Raw genomic sequence first — 19475 nt, forward strand, 5'->3', positions numbered from 1 at the left:
GGTTACGTTTATTCATGGAAATTCTGCTCCCCTGCCCGAATGGCAATGGGCAGGTTGTTTTCCTTCGGAGGCACCGGACACGTGTATTCCGGCGAATACGCACAGAAAGGATTATAGGCTTTGTTAAAATCAATCGTAACCCGATTTCCGGTAATATCTCCCTCAGGGATATCCAGATAACGGCCACCGCCGTAGGTTTCTTTTCCCGCCGTTACATCTTTGAAGGGAATGAACAGCGTTCGGGCTTCGTTGCTTTCAAAGACCAGCAACGTACAGGTTTTACCCTGTAACTCAAAGGTTGCCTTACCAAAAAGCGTATAGTTTTCGGTCTGGCCGCCCGTCATTTGTACGGCAAAGGTCTTCGTTTCATCCAGCTCTTCAATTTTTGCGAATACTTCATAACTCGAATCCGCCGGGAAGTAATTCAGGCCTTTGAAGTTGGCTTTGTCCTTAATCGGAGATTCGGCTGAAGTACGGTAATTCTCATCTTTTTCTGCCCGCTCCGCCCGCAGATCATCAGCATAGGAAGTCGTTTTACCCGTACTTAGGGAATACACTACAATACCGACAATCAGTACAGCAATGGCTACTAAAAGTAATTTTCGACTATTCATTATTGGTTTTGAGTTTGGGGTTTAGGATTTTGAGTTACTGCTCGAATTCTGATCATGACTCGTTAATTATCAGACAACAAACAACTAAAACCAAAAAACTATCGACAATTAACTATTTCCGGGTGCAAATTGCGATGCAATGGTGTTATCCTGCAAAAATCTACAACTTAACGGCAAAAGCCAATAAAATATGTTTACCGGAATTATCGAAGCCACGGGAGTGATTACAGAATTACACACGGAAGGTACTAATGTCACCTTCAGTATCGAGTCTCCGATTTCCCATGAGTTAAAAATTGACCAGAGCGTTTCGCACAATGGCGTTTGTCTAACCGTAATAGCCCTGGGTGATGGCGTGCATCAGGTAACGGCCATAGATGAGACCTTGAAGAAAAGTAACCTGGGGCATTTGCAAGTCGGGTCACTGGTTAATCTTGAACGTTGCATGCAGGCAAATGGTCGTTTTGATGGGCATATCGTGCAGGGCCATGTTGATCAAACCGCCATTTGTACGCAGATTCAGGACGAGAATGGAAGCTGGTTATTTGATTTTGAGTACGATGCCTCCGTTGGAAACGTTACCGTAGAAAAGGGTTCGATCTGTATTAACGGCGTTAGTCTGACGGTTTTTAATTCAGAAGCCTCTTCTTTCCGCGTTGCCATTATCCCTTATACCTATACGCATACTACCTTTTCCCAATTAAAAGTGGGCGACTCGGTTAACCTTGAATTTGATATTGTTGGGAAATACGTGAAACGCCTGCTGGGGCAAGCCTGATTGAGCATCAGAGTATTAGATTAATAATTAAATTTATTATTGTCATATTTCCATTTTTTAACCTGCGATTCATACATTAGCCCGTTCGTTGACATCAGAGGATTGATACGAAAGTCCATTTTAGACTTAATACGCTAGCTTTTTATGAATCGCAGAAATTTTCTCCATACCTCACTGGGACTTGGAGCTCTTTCACTGGCTGGTCTTGATGCTTTAGCCGCCACGCAAGCCAAATCAGTTGGCTTACAACTATATACTGTACGTGACGATATTCAGAAACAGGGTATCGAAAAAGTGTTGGAACAAGTCGCCAAACTGGGTTACAAGAAGGTTGAAAATTTCGGCTATAACCAGGGTAAATTCTTCGGCAAAACGCCCGCTGAGTATACTAAAATCCTGAAAGATAATGGCCTGACGGCTTTCAGTGGTCACTACATGACGGCACGTTCCCAAAAGTTCGGAGCGGGCGATGGCCTGACTAAAAACTGGGATAAGGCAGTAGATGATGCCGCTGCGATTGGTCAGAAATACGTGGTATTAGCTTACCTGGTAGACGATGAACGTTCGGCAGAAGATTATAAAAACCTCTTTGGTATTCTCAATAAAAGCACCGAGACGGCCAAGAAAGCAGGCCTGATTATGGGTTACCATAACCATGATTTTGAGTTTACGCAAAAAATAGATGGTGAAAAACCCTACGATTTACTGCTGAAAAACACGCCTGTGCAAATGGAAATGGATTTATATTGGGTAGCGAAGGCCGGAGAAAAACCATCCGAATACTTCGCCAAATATCCCGGTCGTTTCCCTTTATGGCACGTGAAAGACATGGCGAAAACGCCTCAGCAGGAATTCGCAGAAGTGGGTACGGGAAGCATTGACTTCGGTGCAATCTTCAAGGATGCCAAGAAAGCGGGTCTGAAACAGTACTTTGTAGAGCAGGATGTTTGCAAACGTCCACCGCTGGAATGTATCAAAACCAGTATTGATAATATTCAGAAGGCTAAATGGGGATGATCCTAAGAAGCTTTTATTACTAAAAACAGTCGGGTGTCTCAAAGCATCCGACTGTTTTTTTTTACAGACTTATCGATCGTCTAAAATTTACAATCGCAAGGCAAGTAAGTTCCTTGGCTCCATTCGAATTTAACCCCGCTGTGGTTTGATAAGAAAGATTACCTATAGGCCAGTTTTTAATAGCTCTGGATGATAATCCGGGGAAAGCTGATGTAAACCTTTATAACTAATCGTTCGCTAAACTGTCATCTCGAACGTAGGGAGAGACCTTCTGTGGAATGGGCGGGTCTTAGGTTATTACTAATACCTCATGACCTAATACGTTAGAAAAAGGTCATAAAAAAGTGTCCCCGGATTTCATCCGGGGACGCAACATGCATGTCAATTACAAACCTTCCCGAGGCTAAGTAAGGTCCTTCGCTTCGCTCTGGATGACAGATCAGGGTATAAGTAAGTAAACGCAATATCGTTTGTCCGCGACCATGTTGCGGATGCCTGAGAAAAGCTTTTGCGACGCTTGGCGTTATCAAACGCTTTTTTCGAGAATCTGCGTTTGTAACGCGAACTAACCCTGCCATTAACTCCTAAACTGTCTCAAACGCCGCGAGAGGCCTACTCACGATCTTCCTACTTTTAAGATAGACTCTTAAGATCACTCCTCCTCTGTTTTATCTTTTTTCTCCCACATGGCCCGGAAAGTGGGGGCCATGTATAGCATTTCATCGACTTTGCTACGGGCGGCGTGAAAAAGATGATAGTTGTAACCATGATCCATGATTTGATCGAGAACGTATTCCAATTGAATCATTTCCCGAATGTTCACCGAAAAATCACGGATGATGTACATACTGAAACCCCGATCTACTTCGTCGGCGAAATAAAAAGCCAGACAAAAGTCTTGATCAGCCAGAAAAGAAGTAACCTGACTTACAGAGAAATCCTGCATCATCTTTCCATTATCGACTAAGGCATCAATAATTTCTTCATCATCATTCGTGATATAAAAATTCGGCGTAAGGTTCCGGGAAATTTTCTCCAGAACGGGCCGTATGCTGGATGGATGTGCCATAGACGTACCGTTTTTCTTAAGAATGGGCTCCGCACAAAAAAACCTCGGAGATCGCTCCGAGGTTTAAATGACTGACTCGGGGAGTCAGAAAACGTTCAAAATTGTTATGCCAGTTCGGGTAAGGAATGGCGATATTTCACTTCAACGGCGTGCAGCTCGATCAATGGCTTCAGGAATTCTTCGAGCAGCGTGATGTCCAGTTGGCTAGCTGCGTCGCAAAGAGCCTCGCTGGGACAGGTATGAGCCTCTACGAATAAACCATCCACACCCGCAGCGACACCTGCCCGGGCTAATACGGGTAGATACTCGCGAGCACCCCCTTTAGAATCTTTAGAAGGTATACCATATTTACGAATGGCGTGCGTTACGTCGAACACTACGGGATAACCCGTACGGGCCATGTGATAGAAGCTACGAGGATCGACGATGAGGTCATTGTAACCAAATGAATAGCCGCGTTCCGTCAGAATGATTTGGTCATTACCCGCATCTTCAATTTTCTTCACCGGGTGCTTCATGTTTTCAGGTGCCAGGAACTGACCGTGTTTTACGTTCACTACCCGACCCGTCTGAGCCGCTGCAACCGTTAGCGTGGTCTGCATACACAGATACGCTGGAATCTGGAGTACGTCTACCACGTCAGCCACGGGAGCCGCCTGATCGGGGTAATGAATATCCGTCAAGAGTGGGAAGCCGAACTGCTCCTTCACTTTCGCCAGAATTTTGATACCTGCGTCCAGACCAGGACCCGAATAGTAATCCAGGCTGGAACGGTTATCCTTCTGGAAAGACGATTTATAAATGATTTTGATGTTCAGGCGTTCCGAGATCTCTTTGAGTTTCTCGGCAACGGTCATCATGATTTTTTCGTCTTCAATAACGCAGGGACCCGAGATCAGAAACAACTCGTCTGATCCACATTCAATATCCCCGACGCGAACAATTTTTTGTGACATGATTTTCTTGCTAAAACGGAATCTTCATTAATGAAATCCAAAAGAAAATGGTTGATACTAAGCATCAGTTTTTTCTTTTGAACGGATATGAATAACGCGAGCCACTTTTCGGTTAAAACCATAAAATGCTTTTGCGTTATGGGTTATTCGAAAGTCTTTAAAAAGCTTCCGACTTAAAAACGAAATCAGTAGATTTTATAGCATTTTTGCAAACTCAAATGTCTTCCTTAGTAACGTAGGGATACTCTTCTTTTATTTCTTCAAATATCTGACCCACTAGCTAACAAACCCACTACCAACTGCACAGAAAGACGAGTTCCTTTAATTAATGGCTTTCCGGCTAATGCTTCTGCATTGATTCTTCGCAAAGTTAAGGAAAAGCCTTCAGGATTAAACTTTGTTCTGCAATCTCCACTACATAATCAACTTAAGGACGAACCATTACGCCTGTATTTTTTCTACTTCGCTCCTTCTCAATTCTACAAAATCGAAGGAATAAGCATGTTTTTCATCGGCTGAGTGACTTTCCCGGCTTACTTCTACCCACTCGCCAGCGTCTAATTTCGGAAAAAAGGCATCGCCATCTACAGCCATATGCACTTCCGTCAAGTGAATAACGTCAGTAGCAGGTAAGGCCTGAGCGTAGATTTCAGCCCCGCCAATTACATAAATATCAGTATCCTTTTCCATCGCTTCCTGCAAAGAAGTAACGACCAGACAGCCTTCCACCTGATAGGCCGGATTTCGGGTAATGATTACATTGGTGCGATTCGGTAATGGTTTTCCAATGGACTCATAGGTTTTCCGTCCCATCACAATGGTATGACCCGAGGTAATTTTTTTAAACTGCTTCAGATCATCCGGCAGATGCCAAATCAACTGATTATCCTTACCAATAGCCCCATTTTCCGCTACAGCCACTACTAGATGTACCATGTATTTTTAGTTGTCAGTTGTCAGTTTTTAGTTTTCAGTTGGTTCCTCTTACAAAACTGACAACTGACAACCACAAACTGACAACTCGTTTAACATTCCGTCATGCTCAGAGCTAGTCCGGCTTCGGAGGTTTCTTTGTATTTCTGAGACATGTCCCGGCCCGTGGCCCGCATTACTTTCAGGACGCTGTCTAAGGATATTTTTTGATACGAAGCGTCGCTGGACAAGGCCAATAAGTAAGCATTATAGGCCTTTACTGCTCCCATCGCATTTCGCTCAATACAGGGAATTTGTACGTAACCCCCAATGGGATCGCAGGTCATGCCCAAGTGATGTTCAATACCAATTTCAGCGGCAGCTTCCACCTGATTAATACTTCCGCCAGCAGCGTATACCAGCATAGCCGCACCCATCGCCGAAGCCGAACCGATTTCACCCATACAGCCCATTTCAGCTCCTGAAATACTGGCATTATGTTTCACAAGAAAACCAACCGCCGCCGCCGCCAGCATCCCTTCCCGCATTTTCTGAGGCGAGTAATGAAAGTGATGTTTCATTAGATAGGTAAGCCCCGGAAAAACGCCCGAAGCTCCCGAGGTAGGAGCCGTCACGACGATACTACCGGCTGCATTTTCTTCTGAAGCCGCCAGACAATAAGCATTCAGAAACATCAGAAAACTGTCGGACGTTAAGGAGTGTTTTTTGGCTTGCTCGTAGACCGCTGGTGCTTTTCTTTTCAACTGAATTTTGCCGGGTAGGTTTCCCTTCGCCCGCAGGCCGCGTTTCACGGCCTTTTCCATCGCTTCCAGAATAAAGTCAAGCTTGCGGTTAATCTCCTTTTCACTCAAACCCGTTAAAGACTTTTCATTCTGAATCATCAGAGCTGCCAGCGTAAGTCCCGAGGTTTTTAACTGACTCTTCAGCTCGTCCATGTGTTCGTACGGAAAAAGAGGCTGCGTACTGCGGGTACCTTCCATTGGCTGGCCTTTTCGCTGAATAAAGCCTCCACCTACCGAGTAGTATTCGTGTTCCAGCAAGACGTTATGTTCGCCATCCGTCAGCTTGAGAATCATGGTATTGGGATGCGGGAAATCGGTTTTACCCCGATGGTAGATAAAATCCTTTTCTCCCGTCCATATGCCTCCTACGGGTAACTCATAGGTTTGCTCGGGCAATTTCATTAGATCCAGCAAAGCTTTCGGATCAACCGTGTCGGGTAACCATCCCAGTAGGCCGCCTAAAATGGCCTTATCCGTTCCGTGCCCCTTACCCGTGGCCGATAGTGAGCCATACAAGTGAATCTCGACGTGCTGGCCCGGCTGCGGGTGATTTTTGATCTCCTGCAAAAAATCATAAGCGGCCTTCATGGGCCCGATGGTGTGAGAACTGGAGGGACCCGGTCCTACTTTAAATAGGTCAAAAACAGAGGTGGTGATCATGGCTGTTCGCCGCTCATTTATAGATGCTGATGAAGAAAATTACTAACTCTCAATTAATAGTTACCTATTTCTAAAAACAAATCAAATTAACCTGCTTTTTAACCTGCTTTTTTCAGAAAAGGTATCCTACCTCTTAACACTCAGACCAGCCTCTAAAGTTTCCCCTGCATACCTCGCAGGAACTCTTCGATACCCATTCGTTTTTTGCCTTCCAGTTGTAACTCATCAATGGCTAACCAACCCTCCTTCGTTTTAAACTGCAAATAGGTTTTGTGATCGGTACGGTACGTTCCCGGTTCGGCAATTTCGTTTACTTCCGCGACCGAAGCCCGGTAAATTTTGCAGGTTTTTCCAAGTAAAGTCGTCCAGGCGGCGGGGTAAGGCGATAATCCCCGAATGTGGTTACGTACTTGTTCGGATGGTTTATTCCATTGAATTTCACAGGTTTCCCGGAAAATCTTGGGAGCCATTTTGATTTCTTCTGTCTCCGACTGCGGAATTTGCGGATACTCGCCTGATTCAATAGCCCGCACGGTCTTTAACACCAGCGTTCCGCCCAAATTCATTAAACGTTCATACACTTCACCGACGGTATCATTGTACGAAATCGGCTCTTTTTCCTGAAAAATCAGTGGACCGGTATCAATCTCGTGTTGCAGAAAAAACGTGGTTACTCCTGTTTCCGTTTCACCATTCATAATGGCCCAGTTAATTGGAGCAGCTCCCCGGTACTGAGGTAATAAAGAAGCGTGTAAATTGAACGTTCCCAGCCGTGGCATATTCCAGACCACTTCCGGCAACATCCGAAAAGCAACAATCACCTGTAAGTCAGCCTGGTAATTTTTCAGTTCTTCCAGAAATTCAGGATTTTTCAGTTTTTCAGGCTGCAATACTGGGATTCCAGCAGAAACCGCATATTGCTTTACGGGCGACTGCTGAAGCTGCTGTCCGCGTCCAGCGGGTTTGTCGGGAGCCGTTACTACGGCTACGACATTGCACTGATTTTCGACTAAGACCCGTAGGCTTTCTACCGCAAATTCAGGCGTTCCTAAAAATATAATTCGCATAAGTTCCTTTACTTGTTCTAAAGATAAGTCAACGAAAGGGATGCTACCCTGTTGTTACCATGCAGAAATGCAAACTTAAATACTTTCTGACGTTAAGACTCATCGAGTTACCCTTTCTGCCGGGAAAAGACTTTCATTTTTGCTTGCTTTTGCTGTAGAATGTGCTAACTTTGTTCAACCAATCTCTACGGAATCTGTAGGGAAGGAACTTTTCGGCGAGAAGATTGATTCTGCACTCATAAAATTTTTTTGAGTAACCAGAGCGGTCTTGTCACCGTTCTTTTTTTTTGTCATTACGTTAGAAGTACCGAAGCACAGGAACACTGAAAAACAGGCTGTTACCATCACAACTACCTGTTTTTTTTCCTGTGCTTCCGCTTTCTAATTTCATCTGTGGCTGAGGATGATAAGGCCATTACTAAAGTCAAACCTATAAATTTAGATTACTGGATATGGGAAATATAGCCTATTATACCGAGGAAGGGCTGAATAAGCTAAAAGCAGAATTACACGAACTGAAAACAAAAGGTCGGTCACATATTGCCCACCAAATTGCCGAAGCTCGCGATAAAGGAGATTTATCAGAGAATGCTGAGTACGATGCAGCCAAAGAAGCTCAGGGTCTGCACGAATTGAAAATTTCTAAACTGGAACAATTACTGGCCAACGCCCGAATTCTGGACGAGTCCATTATTGATAGCTCTAAAGTGGCCATCATGTCAACCGTGAAGATTAAAAACAAGCGGAACAATATGGTTGCTACCTACACATTAGTTGCCGAAACGGAAGCTGACGTAAAAACGGGTAAAATCTCCGTTCAGTCACCCATTGGTAAAGGTTTGTTAGGAAAACAGGTAGGCGAATTCGCTGAGATTCTTTTACCTAATGGTAAAGCTGAATTTGAAGTATTAGAAATCACTCGTTAATCCTAACGATTTGAAATACGCACGAGGCCCGACATTACGTTGGGCCTCGTTTTTTGTGTCCCTACTATTTTTCTGAACTTCTTCTCCTTACTTTTGAGATCATGTGATGCTCTGTCACGTAAAACATTTTAGCTATGGCTTCTATCTTCACCCGTATTATTCAGGGAGAAATCCCCGCTCATAAAGTCTACGAAGACGATCAATTTATAGCTTTTCTGGACGTTTTTCCTCTGGTTCCGGGCCATACACTGGTCGTTCCGAAAAAAGAAGTTGATTATATTTTTGACCTTGACGACGACACGCTGGCGGGCTTGATGCTGGTAGCCAAGAAAATTGCTCCGGCCATCAAAAAGGCTTGCCCCTGTTTGCGTTTGGGCGTCACCGTGATCGGACTGGAAGTTCCGCATACACATGTCCACCTCGTGCCAATGCAGTCCATGCGGGATATGAATTTTGCTAACCCTAAACTTCAGCTTCCTGCGGAGGAAATGGCAGCCATTGCAGAGCGGATCAAGGTTAATCTGGAATAATATGCAGTATCATATTCAAGCCTATGACTTTACTGACGAGCAGGCTCCCGAACGACGTTTACAGGCCCGTCCCGCTCATTTAGACCGGATGCGGGAGTTAAAAGCGAGCGGAAATTTTCTATTCGGAGGAGCTTTATTATCGGAAGCGGGTCAAATGATCGGTTCCGTTGTTATCATGAATTTCCCCGAAGAATTTCAACTCATGAAATGGCTCGAAACTGAACCTTATTTAACACAAAACGTATGGGATCGCGTTGAAATCAAACCCTTTAGGGAAGCCATTCTATAATTGTTTTTTACTTGGATATGCGATTTATTACTTATAAAACGTTACTCATTCTGAGTAGGCATTAAACCCATTAAATCGGTTCTTAATCAAGGCAGATGCTTAAAATTGCTGATTAACCTCTACGCATGAAGGGTATAAATGTCCTTTATTACTCTATGCTATATATAGCGAACTTAAGTCCATTGTTTTTACTTTTTATAACCTATTTATGAACAGACGCTCCATGCTGAAGAAAACGGCTTCAGCAGCTACCGTGGCAGCACTTCCCACGATCGGATCGGCGTTGGATGCTTCGGCTTCCGCTCCTCTTAAGTTAAAAGGTAATATCAAGCATTCAGTTTCCCGCTGGTGCTTCGGCTCCATTCCTCTGGATGAGTTTGCTCAGGCCTGCAAAAACATTGGCATCGAATCTATTGAATTGACCGGCCCCAGCGAGTGGCCTACGTTAGCTAAATATGGCTTAACCTCTGCTCTGGGTCAGGCTGATAGATGGCCTGACGGTACAGGTTTGACCAGTTTCTTTAATAATCCCAGAAATCACGATAAACTCGTTGCTTTATACGAAGAGCTTATCCCTCAGGCAAAAGCGGCGGGCGTTACCAACCTGATCTGTTTTTCAGGAAACCGTAACGGACTTGATGATTATCAGGGCATTCTAAATTGCCAGAAAGTATTAAAGCGTATCATGCCCACAGCCGAGAAAAACGGGGTGACGCTTACGATGGAGTTATTAAGTTCCCGCCATTCGCACCCCGATTATCAGTGCGATACGGTACAATGGGGAGCCGCACTTTGCGAAGCCGTTGGTTCAGAACGATTTAAGCTTCTTTATGACATTTTCCATATGCAGTCTATGCATGGAGATCATATTCGTAATGCTCAACGTTATGGCCAGTACATCAGTCATTACCACACGGGTGGAATGCCTAACCGGACAGAGATTGATGATCGTCAGGAAATCTATTATCCTGCCATTGTAAAGGCAATTGTAGCAACGGGGTATAAGGGTTACATCGGTCAGGAATTTGTGCCTACGCCGAAGGATAAAGAAGGAATGCTAGCATCCTTAAAGCAGGGGGTTTTAATCTGCGACGTCTAATAAATAGTTTGCTTATTACTAACTACAAAAGAGGAGCGGTAAGGCTCCTCTTTTTTGTTGGAAGGTAAAGTTGCTAGCCTTAACTAACAGCCTATTTCATTCGTGGTGGGAGACTCCATCTCGTTCTATCTAACCCACTTCCGATCTGTCATCCAGAGCGAAGCGAAGGATCTTATTGACTTCACCAGATTACTTGGCTTCTGGGAAACTTTACTAACCTTACCCCTTTCCCTTCTACAGAGGTTTTCTCATTTCGTTCGAGATGACAGTTGACAGAATAAGCCTGCCATCCAGAGCGAAACTCATGCAGTTACTCGCAGTCGCTCGGCTCTAGCCGAGTGACTGCATGAGAGCCTAGCCTCGCGAAGCCGTCGGCTGAAATTTCTTCCGCCCTTTTCGCCTTATTACTCCTCGTTTTCGTTGAACAGTTACTCAGGTAGGTACCCGGAAAATAAATAGAACCTACCTGAATTATCTGATTGTTTTTACTGGGAAAGCGTCATTTTGTACAGTTTAGTCAGCTTCTGAATAATCCCTGGTTTTCATTTAACCTCCTACCTAAACCAATTACCTGGTTTTTTATACACTTGATCGAATTTAAATCAATGGTCATGTTGTACCCCCCATCTTTGAGGGGTCGAAAGGCAAAAAATGCCAGAGCATTCTTTTTATGTGCCAATGCTGACTTTGCTCTAAATAATCCTATTGCTCCACATCAATATGAAACTATTTCCCTCTGATTTCCGCCTGGTGACTACTGCCTTTCTGAGCAGACTCAACTCAATCAGCCTTTGGGTTTCTACTATTCCTCAGCGTTTGATTACAAGCCAGAGCGATTATTATTTCAACGAATTTTCCGGGCAGTCCATCGTTAGCCTAGCTCCTATCAGCTACCGAAACGAACCTATTGCCCATCCTTACTATAAATAACACCAATAGTAAAAAATTGCCTTCGGGTCCCCCTTTATCCCAACCTTTAGAAGTTGGTTTTTTAGTTCCCTTTTTCAAAAATCACTAGCTCATTTAAACCATACGTTGGTCTATTCATCTCCCACATACTCATACATTTAGTAAAAGCAGTTTCATAATAATAGAGCAGATTACTTAAAAAGGAGAGGACTTTCCTCTTCTTTTTTTTGCTTTCAGTCCAAGCTGACTTTGATCTCCTGCCCTTTTTTAGAAGCAACTATCTCTACAAAGCCGTAAAGCTCCACGACGGTGGAGCTTTACGGCTTTACTAACATAAAAACATCTTCTTATAACTCAGCTAGTACCTGTTGAATATCTTCCCAGCTTTTCATTTTCGATTTACGCTCTTTCGCAATTTCTTCAATTCGCTCGGCCTGCTCAGGTAACGCTTCCAAAATTGACTTTTTATCCTTCTTAATCCGAACAATACTCTGATCGGGTTTTACGAGGTAATACATGGTGTTGAAATCAAATTTTTTCTGCCTGGTGGCTGAGTTAAAACTAGTTACGTCCAATAAACTAGCTTTCGTATACTTTAAAAGTTTTACCTGACGATCTACCAGAACTTCATAAAAACTTTTCGGCGATTGCTGATCGATGGCCGCGAAACCTTTCCGATACTTGGCCCCTGTAATGGTATCCCCTAATACAAAAGCCTTTACCTCAAACCTAGGTTGAAAGGTTTTCTCCTGCTCCTGGTATTCCGGTCGGTCGTTATAGGCATTGTAATTCAGTTTTTGCACCATATAGCGTTTTCCATCGGCAGCTAACAGGATTCCTTTGCTCCAATCCGCAGAAACGTAGGGTTGGTTTTCATATTCCGTGTAAGTGCCTACCGCAATCTGATTGCTACCTTCAATCTGGTTTGTCCCAAACTGATTCGTATTTACCTGAGCCGAGAGCGTCCCAGTGATCAGACAGGAAAAGATTAGAGCGTATTTTTTCATGATGCTTTGTATCAGGGGCTAAAATCAGCCGTGTGTTTCCAAAACTTTCCTAATGACCATCTAACTAGATTTCTTTCGGCTGCTCCCGCAAGATTAATTCCTGCACCTGCGTTCGGAATTGATTGCCTCGGTCTTCGTAGTTTTTGAACAGATCGAAACTTGCACAGGCTGGAGAAAGTAATACTATATTCCCGCTTATTCCGTATTCAAAACCCCATTGAACAGCCTGAGCAACGTCTTGGGTTTCCAGAATGAGCGGAACTTTACCTGCAAAAAAACTTTTGAGCTTCTCATTATCCGTACCCAAGCAAATCATAACTCTGACTTTTTCTTCCACCAGTTTCTCAATCTGGGTGTAATCATTGCCCTTGTCTACGCCGCCAATGATTAGAATCAGTGGATCCGTATAACTGCCCAGAGCAAAGAAAACAGAATCAACATTCGTGGCTTTCGAATCGTTTACAAAACGGATGCCATTAATTTCGCCCACGGGTTCCAGTCGATGCGGGGCATTTTTGAAGGACAATAACCCTTCTTTCAATTTTTCGGGGGAAACGCCTACGGACAATGCCGCGAGAATCGCACTAGTTGCATTCAGAGCATTGTGGGTTCCGGCGATGGGTAACTCATCCAGCGAAATTTCGAAAGAACCGTTCGGTGTTTGAGCCTGAATTTTCTGATTACGAATAGAGCCCCCTTTCTCCAACACAACCTCCGTAGAAATGGGTAAGGTTTGGGGAACGATGGTTCGTTTGCTTAACTCCTGGTGAATAGCTTCACTTTCCTGCCAGTAAATGAAGGTTCCGGCAGCATCCATATTCTGAAGAATACGGAATTTGGAATCAATGTAATTCTGGAAATTGTAGCCGTAACGATCGAGGTGGTCAGGTGTAATGTTAGTTAATAAGGCAATGTCTGCTTTAAAATCAAACATGGAATCCAGCATAAAGCTACTGATCTCCAGAACGTAATAATCGTATGCATCTGCAATAACCTGTTTCGCAAAGCTATCCCCAATATTGCCAGCCAAACCTACATTCAAGCCTGCCGTTTTCAGTAAATGGTAGGTGAGTAAGGTGGTCGTCGTTTTTCCATTCGAACCCGTAATGGCAATTAATTTAGCTTTGGTATAGCGAGCGGCAAATTCGATTTCCCCAATCACCGGAATTCCTTTTTCCCGAAGAGCTTTAATCAAAGGCACCTGATCGGGAATACCCGGACTTTTGATGACTTCATCCGCCTCAAAAATCCGGGATTCCGTATGCTGTTTTTCTTCAAACTCGATCTTGTTATCCACCAACTGTTGACGGTATTTTTCACCAAGTTCGCTTTTATCTGAAAGGAATACTTCAAATCCTTTAGCCTGAGCCAGCAAGGCCGCTCCTACGCCGCTTTCGCCCCCACCCAACACCACTATCTTTTGTGCCATGTCTAGAGTTACATCTGTTTGGGGCGAATTTAAGGGCTATACCCCTTATTTCAGCTATTTCAATCGCTGATTCTGTTCGCGTAGAGCATCCCGAATTTCAGTCAGCAGGATTTCTTCTTTGCTGAGCGTGGGTGGCTCTGCTTTGGCTTCGGCCTCCTGTTTCTTCACCAGCTTCTGCACAAGCGAACTCAACACAAAAACGATGAATGCCAGAATAAAAAAGTTAATGACCACGGTTACGAAGTTACCCCAGGCAAAAACAGGGCCAATGTTGCGGGCGTCGACTAAGGCTAGTCCTTTCGGAACTTTACTTGAAAGGGGTACATACAGATTGCTGAAATCCACGTCGCCTGGAATGCTAACCAGGGGCATGATCAGGTCTTTCACTACTGAATCTACAATTTTACCAAAGGCAGCACCAATAATGACCCCAACTGCCAAATCAATGACATTTCCACGTTTGATGAACGAGAAAAAGCTCTTAATCATACGAATTCAAATCATTTAGAATATAAAAACTGCGAAACAACAAAAAACAATTGGGCCAGCCTAAATGAAAACAAAAAAGGGTTTGACTTTTCAGTCAAACCCTTCAAAATTCTTATAAACTATTATGCTTTTTCGTCGGCTCTTTTAGCTGTTAATCCAGAATGATTGGCTGCTTTTACGACCAGAAATAATACCCATGCAATAATTAAAAACTCTATAACTACCTGAAAGAATGCTCCATAAGTAATGGCAACTTCGGGTTGTTTAGTGGCTTCGTCGGCAGCCTTTAGTACCCATTTTGCATCCTTAAAGTCCACACCTGCCAGTAATAAGCCAATGGGAGGCATGATAATATTGTTGACCAAAGCCGTTGTAATTTTTCCAAAAGCGGCACCAATTACAACACCAATTGCCAGGTCAAGGACATTACCCTGAGCGATAAACTGTCTGAATTCTTTTAGCATGTCAAAAGGGTTTTGGATATGAAACAAAATAATATACTTAATAAATGGTAAGTTATTTGAATGTATACAAAAATCCTAAACCCATCGACTGAGCATATTGAATTTTCATCACCTGATCCTGATCGTAAAGAGCAATAAGGTCGAAATTAAAATTCAGATAACGGTTAATTTTTGCCGTTAATTTGGCATCAATACGGTTATCAATAGCCGCTAAGTCTCTGAAACTGGCAAACGCCTGGTAACGAAATTTCAGGTTAACGTTTTTGGCAATATCGCGATCAAAGTTGGCTACTAACTGCATAATCGCTACTTCCGTTAACGCTCTTTTACCTTTGGCAATCCCATAATTCAGAAATTCGTAAGGTTTATTTCCCGCTTCTAATTCGGAAGCATTCCGGGCATCAATAGCCTGATATAAATTTTTATTACCCAGAATAGTGTGACGAACTGCACCTGGATAGAAACTCATAGTAAAGAACGTTTCCGGACGCCATTCAAAACCAATCCCTTCTGTGATGTATATCGGAGTGAATAATCCAGAAATCAAAGGAGACGTTTGATTGCTGTATCGATAATTATAATCAAAACCATTAGCAAACTGCGTCAGAACGTTAAGGCTACCAATAAAAGACCATTGCGTATCGGCTTTAGCTCCTAATTTTCTGCCGTATTTCGAATCAAAAAATAAACGGTCAATACTTTTACGAAATTCCTGTCCTTTAATTTTCTGAAAACCAAACTGACTTTGAAAGTCATTAACCCAACTGTCGCGGTCCTTACGGTATTCGCCTTTGGCATTAAAGAAAGATCCTAAACCCAGGTTATTAACACCCCCGCCCTGCCAGTTATCACTGAATGAGCCCTGATTAAAATTCAGACCAAACTCTTTCTTGGTCTTCCAATAAGTGGTGTCTTTAATGGCAGGCGTTGCTGAAGGTGTGGTTTGAGCAAATGAAACAACAGAGAAAAATAAAAAGGGTAAAATGGAAAGAAGTAGTTTTTTTGATACCATATAAGTCGTCGGATAGAATGATAGGCAAAATTACTTATAATACTATGAAAGCACAATCCATAGGTTAATAAATTACCCTTAGGTCTAAAATAAGCGAAGTTGAGTACAGCTTTGACGATGCATGCCAATAAAAAATGGAAGTAACATACGGGTATCGTACATTACTTCCATTTATATCAAAACGATAAAAGACTAAGCTAAAGCAACACGCTTGAATTCTTTTACAGTTAATCCTTTCTGCGTTTTCTCTAATAACTGAGCGATTGTGATCGAGTTATCTTTCACGAACTCCTGAGAAAGCAGGGTGTTTTCTTTGTAGAATTTCTCCAGACGACCTTGAGCGATACGATCCAGGATAGCCTCAGGCTTACCTTCCGCACGAGCTTGCTCACGACCAATTTCGAGTTCTTTCTCTGCTAAAGCAGGATCTACTTCGTCTTTGCTTACAGCTACGGGTTTCATAGCCGCAATTTGCATAGCGATGTCTTTACCTACTTCCTGAACGTCAGCACCTTGTACGTTGTTGAACGCTAACAATACACCTAACTTACCGTTAGAGTGGATGTAGCTAACTACTTGCTCAGCGTTAATGTTTTCGTAAGTAGCGATGATGATTTTCTCACCAATTTTACCAACCAGTTCAGTGATGGTTTCCTGAATGGTACGGCCATCCGCTAAAGGTAAAGCTGATAATTCTTCGATTGAAGCAGGGTTTTTCTCAACTGCCGTGTCGATGATCGCGTTCGCCAGGTTACGGAAGTCTTCAACTTTAGAAACGGGCTCCGTTTCGCAAGCTAAAGCAATCAGTTTACCATTAGAACCGTCTTCGCTTAATTTAACCAGGATCAGACCTTCTGAAGTAGCGTTGTCAGCACGTTTAGCAGCCACTTTCTGGCCTGCTTTGCGTAACACTTCGATTGCTTTTTCGAAATCGCCATCAGCTTCAGACAAAGCCTTCTTACAATCCATCATACCCGCACCAGTCATTTGGCGGAGTTTATTCACGTCAGCAGCGGTAATTGCAGCCATTGTAGTGAGTTTGTTTATTTATCGTGAAGTTGGGGGTAATCCCCCAAATAAGAAAATTAAGCTTTTGTTAAGAAGTCTTTGAGCGTTTGAGGTTTGAAGCTTAGACGTTTGGAAATGTATTTTATTACCATTCAAACGTTAGCGAATCGACTCTAACTATTTCATCAAACCTGCTCAAATTTTTCTAAACGGAATAGCCCAAAGCAAAGCTCCGGGCTATTCACAATAGGATCAAAGATCTAATAAAAGATTAGGCTTCATCCTCTGTAGTTGCCGCAGGAGCTTCAGCTACTTCAGCTCCAGAGTCAACTGCCCGTTTAGCTTCTTCTTCTTCCTGAACGCGAGCATCGTCTTTATCTTGCTTACGCTCCATCAAACCTTCTTCGATAGCCTTACCAATAGCCAAAGTGATCAGGCTGATTGATTTGTAGGCATCGTCGTTAGCAGGAATAGGGAAGTCAACTAACTCGGGGTTAGAGTTAGTATCGCACATAGCGAATACTGGAATACCTAAACGTTGAGCTTCAGCAACGGCAATATGCTCACGCTTTACGTCGATTACGAACAGAGCCGCAGGCAGACGAGTCAGATCAGCAATACCACCTAATACACGCTCCAATTTATCTTTTTCGCGAGTAAGGACCAGTTTTTCTTTTTTGTTCAGGTTCGCAGACGTAGTCTCATCCTTAAGCATTTTCTCAAGTTGAGTCATTTTCTTCAGCGACTTGCGAATCGTCGCGAAGTTAGTCAGCATACCACCTAACCAACGATCGGTTACGTAAGGCATTTTCAGGCGACGTGCTTCTTCTGAAACGATCTCCTGAGCCTGCTTTTTCGTAGCTACGAACATGATTTTGCGGCCTGAACGAACGATTGATTTGATGGCGGTAGACGCTTCATCAAGAAGGGTTACCGTTTTGTTCAAATCGATAATATGGATGCCGTTTTTCTCCATGAAGATGTAAGGAGCCATCTTCGGATCCCACTTACGAGTCAAGTGACCAAAGTGTACGCCGGCATCGAGGAGTTCTTTATATGATACTTGTGCCATTTTGTTGTTAAGTCAAAAAGGATGATGAAAAGTGCTTGATTCTGCGTCGGACACTACAAGCATGAATCAGAGGCGAGTAATTATTGTCAGTTTTTAGTTGATGGTTGCTCGTTCGAAAAACTAAGAACCAACAACTAAGAACCACATTATTAACGCTTGCTGAATTGGAAACGACGACGTGCCTTGCGACGACCTGGTTTCTTACGTTCAACCATACGGTCATCACGAGTAAGGAAGCCAACTTTCTTCAGCGGCGTGTGGTGCTCAGGGTTCAGTTTGTCTAACGCACGGGAAATACCCATACGCAGAGCTTCTGCCTGACCAGCGATTCCACCACCATCAAGGTTTGCTTTGATATCGTAAGCACCTACCGTGTTAGTAGTAGTGAAAGGCTGATTTACAATGATTTGAAGAACTTCAGAAGGGAAGTACTCCTTGAAATCGCGGCCATTAACCGTGATCGCTCCGTTGCCTGGCGTTAAATAAACGCGAGCTACGGCAGTTTTCCGGCGACCGAGAGTATTAATTACTTCTGCCATTTTTGGTATTCGTTAACCGTTAATCGTAACCTAGTTTCTGGAAGTGTTAGTAGATCTTCACTAAAACCCCACGAACCATTCACGAACAACGAATGATTACAATTCGATTTTCTTCGGTTGTTGTGATTCGTGTGGATGGTTAGGTCCAGCGTACACGTGCAGGTTCGTAAAAAGACGACGACCCAGACGAGTTTTAGGTAACATACCTTTTACGGCATATTCGATTACCCGAGCAGGGATCTTTTCCAGAACTTCACGAGGCGTCGCAAAACGTTGTCCACCAGGGTGACCGGTGTGACGAACGTACTGCTTGTCGGTCAGTTTGTTACCCGTTAAACGGATTTTGTCTGCGTTGATTACGATAACATTGTCACCACAATCGACGTGAGGAGTGTAGTTCGTTTTGTGCTTACCCCGCAGGATAGCGGCGATCTGGCTGGTCAGACGACCTAAGATCGCGTTTTCAGCGTCAACAACGACCCACTCCTTAGTTACGGTCGCTGCGTTTGCCGAGATAGTTTTGTAGCTTAACTGATCCACGATTAATTGTCTTTGATTGTTTCCTCTTGATTTTCAGATACTTTTGGGCATCATAGCTGAAAAAGGGAGTGCAAATATAGCTGGTTTATTCCTGTATATCAAAGGTTTATTTGAAAAAACAGAAAAAATCCATTCATAATTTCGCTCTGAAAAAATCAACCTATCCAAGTTTTTCTCTTCCTCGCCTCATTTCCTGTCTTTTACCTCTCTTTCTCTCCTTCTTAGGATCATCCCATCTGGTTGTATGGGCTTTCCTAAATATCTTTGTCCAACCCAATTTTCCTGA

Annotated in this window: 23 protein-coding genes; 7 read left to right on the forward strand and 16 right to left on the reverse strand. The window is 43.4% G+C overall.

The window, feature by feature from the left end:
• Nucleotides 1-8 precede the first annotated feature (8 nt).
• Complete coding sequence (locus QE357_RS16080; protein WP_106635297.1) at nt 9-614, reverse strand: DUF1684 domain-containing protein; 606 nt, start codon at nt 612-614, stop codon at nt 9-11.
• A gap of 190 nt (nt 615-804) precedes the next feature.
• On the opposite strand from QE357_RS16080, the gene QE357_RS16085 reads away from it, so the two are divergent.
• Nucleotides 805-1392, forward strand: coding sequence for a riboflavin synthase (locus QE357_RS16085; RefSeq protein WP_106635296.1), 588 nt, complete (start codon nt 805-807; stop codon nt 1390-1392).
• A 144-nt stretch (nt 1393-1536) separates the two neighbouring features.
• A complete protein-coding gene (locus QE357_RS16090) occupies nt 1537-2409 on the forward strand; it encodes a sugar phosphate isomerase/epimerase (protein ID WP_106635295.1) in 873 nt (290 codons plus the stop codon).
• Between the two features lie 652 nt (nt 2410-3061).
• Here the strand turns inward: QE357_RS16090 and QE357_RS16095 are convergent.
• From QE357_RS16095 to fmt, 6 genes are all read right to left on the reverse strand, one after another.
• Nucleotides 3062-3478 carry a hypothetical protein gene (locus QE357_RS16095; RefSeq protein ID WP_106635294.1) on the reverse strand — a complete coding sequence of 139 codons (417 nt, stop codon included), beginning with the start codon at nt 3476-3478 and terminating at the stop codon, nt 3062-3064.
• 104 nt (nt 3479-3582) lie between these two features.
• A complete protein-coding gene (gene kdsA / locus QE357_RS16100; RefSeq protein WP_106635293.1) occupies nt 3583-4434 on the reverse strand; it encodes a 3-deoxy-8-phosphooctulonate synthase in 852 nt (283 codons plus the stop codon).
• A gap of 260 nt (nt 4435-4694) precedes the next feature.
• Complete coding sequence (locus QE357_RS25050) at nt 4695-4802, reverse strand: DUF433 domain-containing protein (protein WP_409050249.1); 108 nt, start codon at nt 4800-4802, stop codon at nt 4695-4697.
• Between the two features lie 73 nt (nt 4803-4875).
• Complete coding sequence (locus tag QE357_RS16105) at nt 4876-5370, reverse strand: dihydrofolate reductase (RefSeq protein WP_309709549.1); 495 nt, start codon at nt 5368-5370, stop codon at nt 4876-4878.
• Nucleotides 5371-5459: 89 nt separating this feature from the next.
• A complete protein-coding gene (locus tag QE357_RS16110) occupies nt 5460-6809 on the reverse strand; it encodes an L-serine ammonia-lyase (RefSeq protein WP_309709552.1) in 1350 nt (449 codons plus the stop codon).
• A gap of 152 nt (nt 6810-6961) precedes the next feature.
• Entirely contained in the window at nt 6962-7876 is a 915-nt protein-coding gene (gene fmt / locus QE357_RS16115) for a methionyl-tRNA formyltransferase (RefSeq protein ID WP_309709555.1), read from the reverse strand.
• A 452-nt stretch (nt 7877-8328) separates the two neighbouring features.
• Here fmt and greA point away from each other — a divergent pair, with 452 nt between their 5' ends.
• The 5 genes from greA to QE357_RS16140 all read left to right on the forward strand — a co-directional run bounded on the left by greA (nt 8329) and on the right by QE357_RS16140 (nt 11650).
• Nucleotides 8329-8802: a transcription elongation factor GreA gene (greA, locus tag QE357_RS16120; RefSeq protein WP_106635288.1), complete on the forward strand. Its 474-nt coding sequence runs from the start codon at nt 8329-8331 to the stop codon at nt 8800-8802.
• Between the two features lie 134 nt (nt 8803-8936).
• Nucleotides 8937-9332 (forward strand): HIT family protein, encoded by a 396-nt coding sequence (locus QE357_RS16125; RefSeq protein WP_309709561.1) that lies wholly within the window; start codon nt 8937-8939, stop codon nt 9330-9332.
• A 1-nt stretch (nt 9333) separates the two neighbouring features.
• A complete protein-coding gene (locus tag QE357_RS16130; protein ID WP_106635286.1) occupies nt 9334-9621 on the forward strand; it encodes a YciI family protein in 288 nt (95 codons plus the stop codon).
• Between the two features lie 208 nt (nt 9622-9829).
• Entirely contained in the window at nt 9830-10720 is an 891-nt protein-coding gene (locus QE357_RS16135) for a hydroxypyruvate isomerase family protein (RefSeq protein ID WP_106635285.1), read from the forward strand.
• A 720-nt stretch (nt 10721-11440) separates the two neighbouring features.
• Complete coding sequence (locus QE357_RS16140; protein WP_106635284.1) at nt 11441-11650, forward strand: hypothetical protein; 210 nt, start codon at nt 11441-11443, stop codon at nt 11648-11650.
• Nucleotides 11651-11976: 326 nt separating this feature from the next.
• Here the strand turns inward: QE357_RS16140 and QE357_RS16145 are convergent, their stop codons facing one another.
• The 9 genes from QE357_RS16145 to rplM form a co-directional block, all read right to left on the reverse strand.
• Entirely contained in the window at nt 11977-12636 is a 660-nt protein-coding gene (locus QE357_RS16145; RefSeq protein WP_309709570.1) for a hypothetical protein, read from the reverse strand.
• A gap of 64 nt (nt 12637-12700) precedes the next feature.
• Nucleotides 12701-14065 carry a UDP-N-acetylmuramoyl-L-alanine--D-glutamate ligase gene (gene murD, locus QE357_RS16150; protein WP_309709573.1) on the reverse strand — a complete coding sequence of 455 codons (1365 nt, stop codon included), beginning with the start codon at nt 14063-14065 and terminating at the stop codon, nt 12701-12703.
• Between the two features lie 54 nt (nt 14066-14119).
• Nucleotides 14120-14554 (reverse strand): large conductance mechanosensitive channel protein MscL, encoded by a 435-nt coding sequence (mscL, locus tag QE357_RS16155; RefSeq protein WP_309709576.1) that lies wholly within the window; start codon nt 14552-14554, stop codon nt 14120-14122.
• Nucleotides 14555-14676: 122 nt separating this feature from the next.
• Nucleotides 14677-15018 carry a large conductance mechanosensitive channel protein MscL gene (mscL, locus tag QE357_RS16160; RefSeq protein ID WP_106635280.1) on the reverse strand — a complete coding sequence of 114 codons (342 nt, stop codon included), beginning with the start codon at nt 15016-15018 and terminating at the stop codon, nt 14677-14679.
• A gap of 52 nt (nt 15019-15070) precedes the next feature.
• The gene (locus QE357_RS16165; RefSeq protein WP_309709579.1) at nt 15071-16030 is read right to left on the reverse strand and encodes a DUF3078 domain-containing protein; all 960 of its coding nucleotides are present in this window, start codon (nt 16028-16030) and stop codon (nt 15071-15073) included.
• Between the two features lie 192 nt (nt 16031-16222).
• Nucleotides 16223-17059: a translation elongation factor Ts gene (tsf, locus tag QE357_RS16170; protein WP_106635278.1), complete on the reverse strand. Its 837-nt coding sequence runs from the start codon at nt 17057-17059 to the stop codon at nt 16223-16225.
• 250 nt (nt 17060-17309) lie between these two features.
• Nucleotides 17310-18110: a 30S ribosomal protein S2 gene (rpsB, locus tag QE357_RS16175; protein WP_106635277.1), complete on the reverse strand. Its 801-nt coding sequence runs from the start codon at nt 18108-18110 to the stop codon at nt 17310-17312.
• 149 nt (nt 18111-18259) lie between these two features.
• On the reverse strand, nt 18260-18649 hold the full coding sequence (gene rpsI / locus QE357_RS16180) for a 30S ribosomal protein S9 (RefSeq protein WP_106635276.1): 390 nt from the start codon (nt 18647-18649) through the stop codon (nt 18260-18262).
• 96 nt (nt 18650-18745) lie between these two features.
• Nucleotides 18746-19189: a 50S ribosomal protein L13 gene (gene rplM / locus QE357_RS16185; protein WP_106635275.1), complete on the reverse strand. Its 444-nt coding sequence runs from the start codon at nt 19187-19189 to the stop codon at nt 18746-18748.
• Nucleotides 19190-19475: the final 286 nt, after the last annotated feature.

Source organism: Siphonobacter sp. SORGH_AS_0500 (assembly GCF_031453245.1).
Classification (GTDB): Bacteria; Bacteroidota; Bacteroidia; order Cytophagales; family Spirosomataceae; genus Siphonobacter.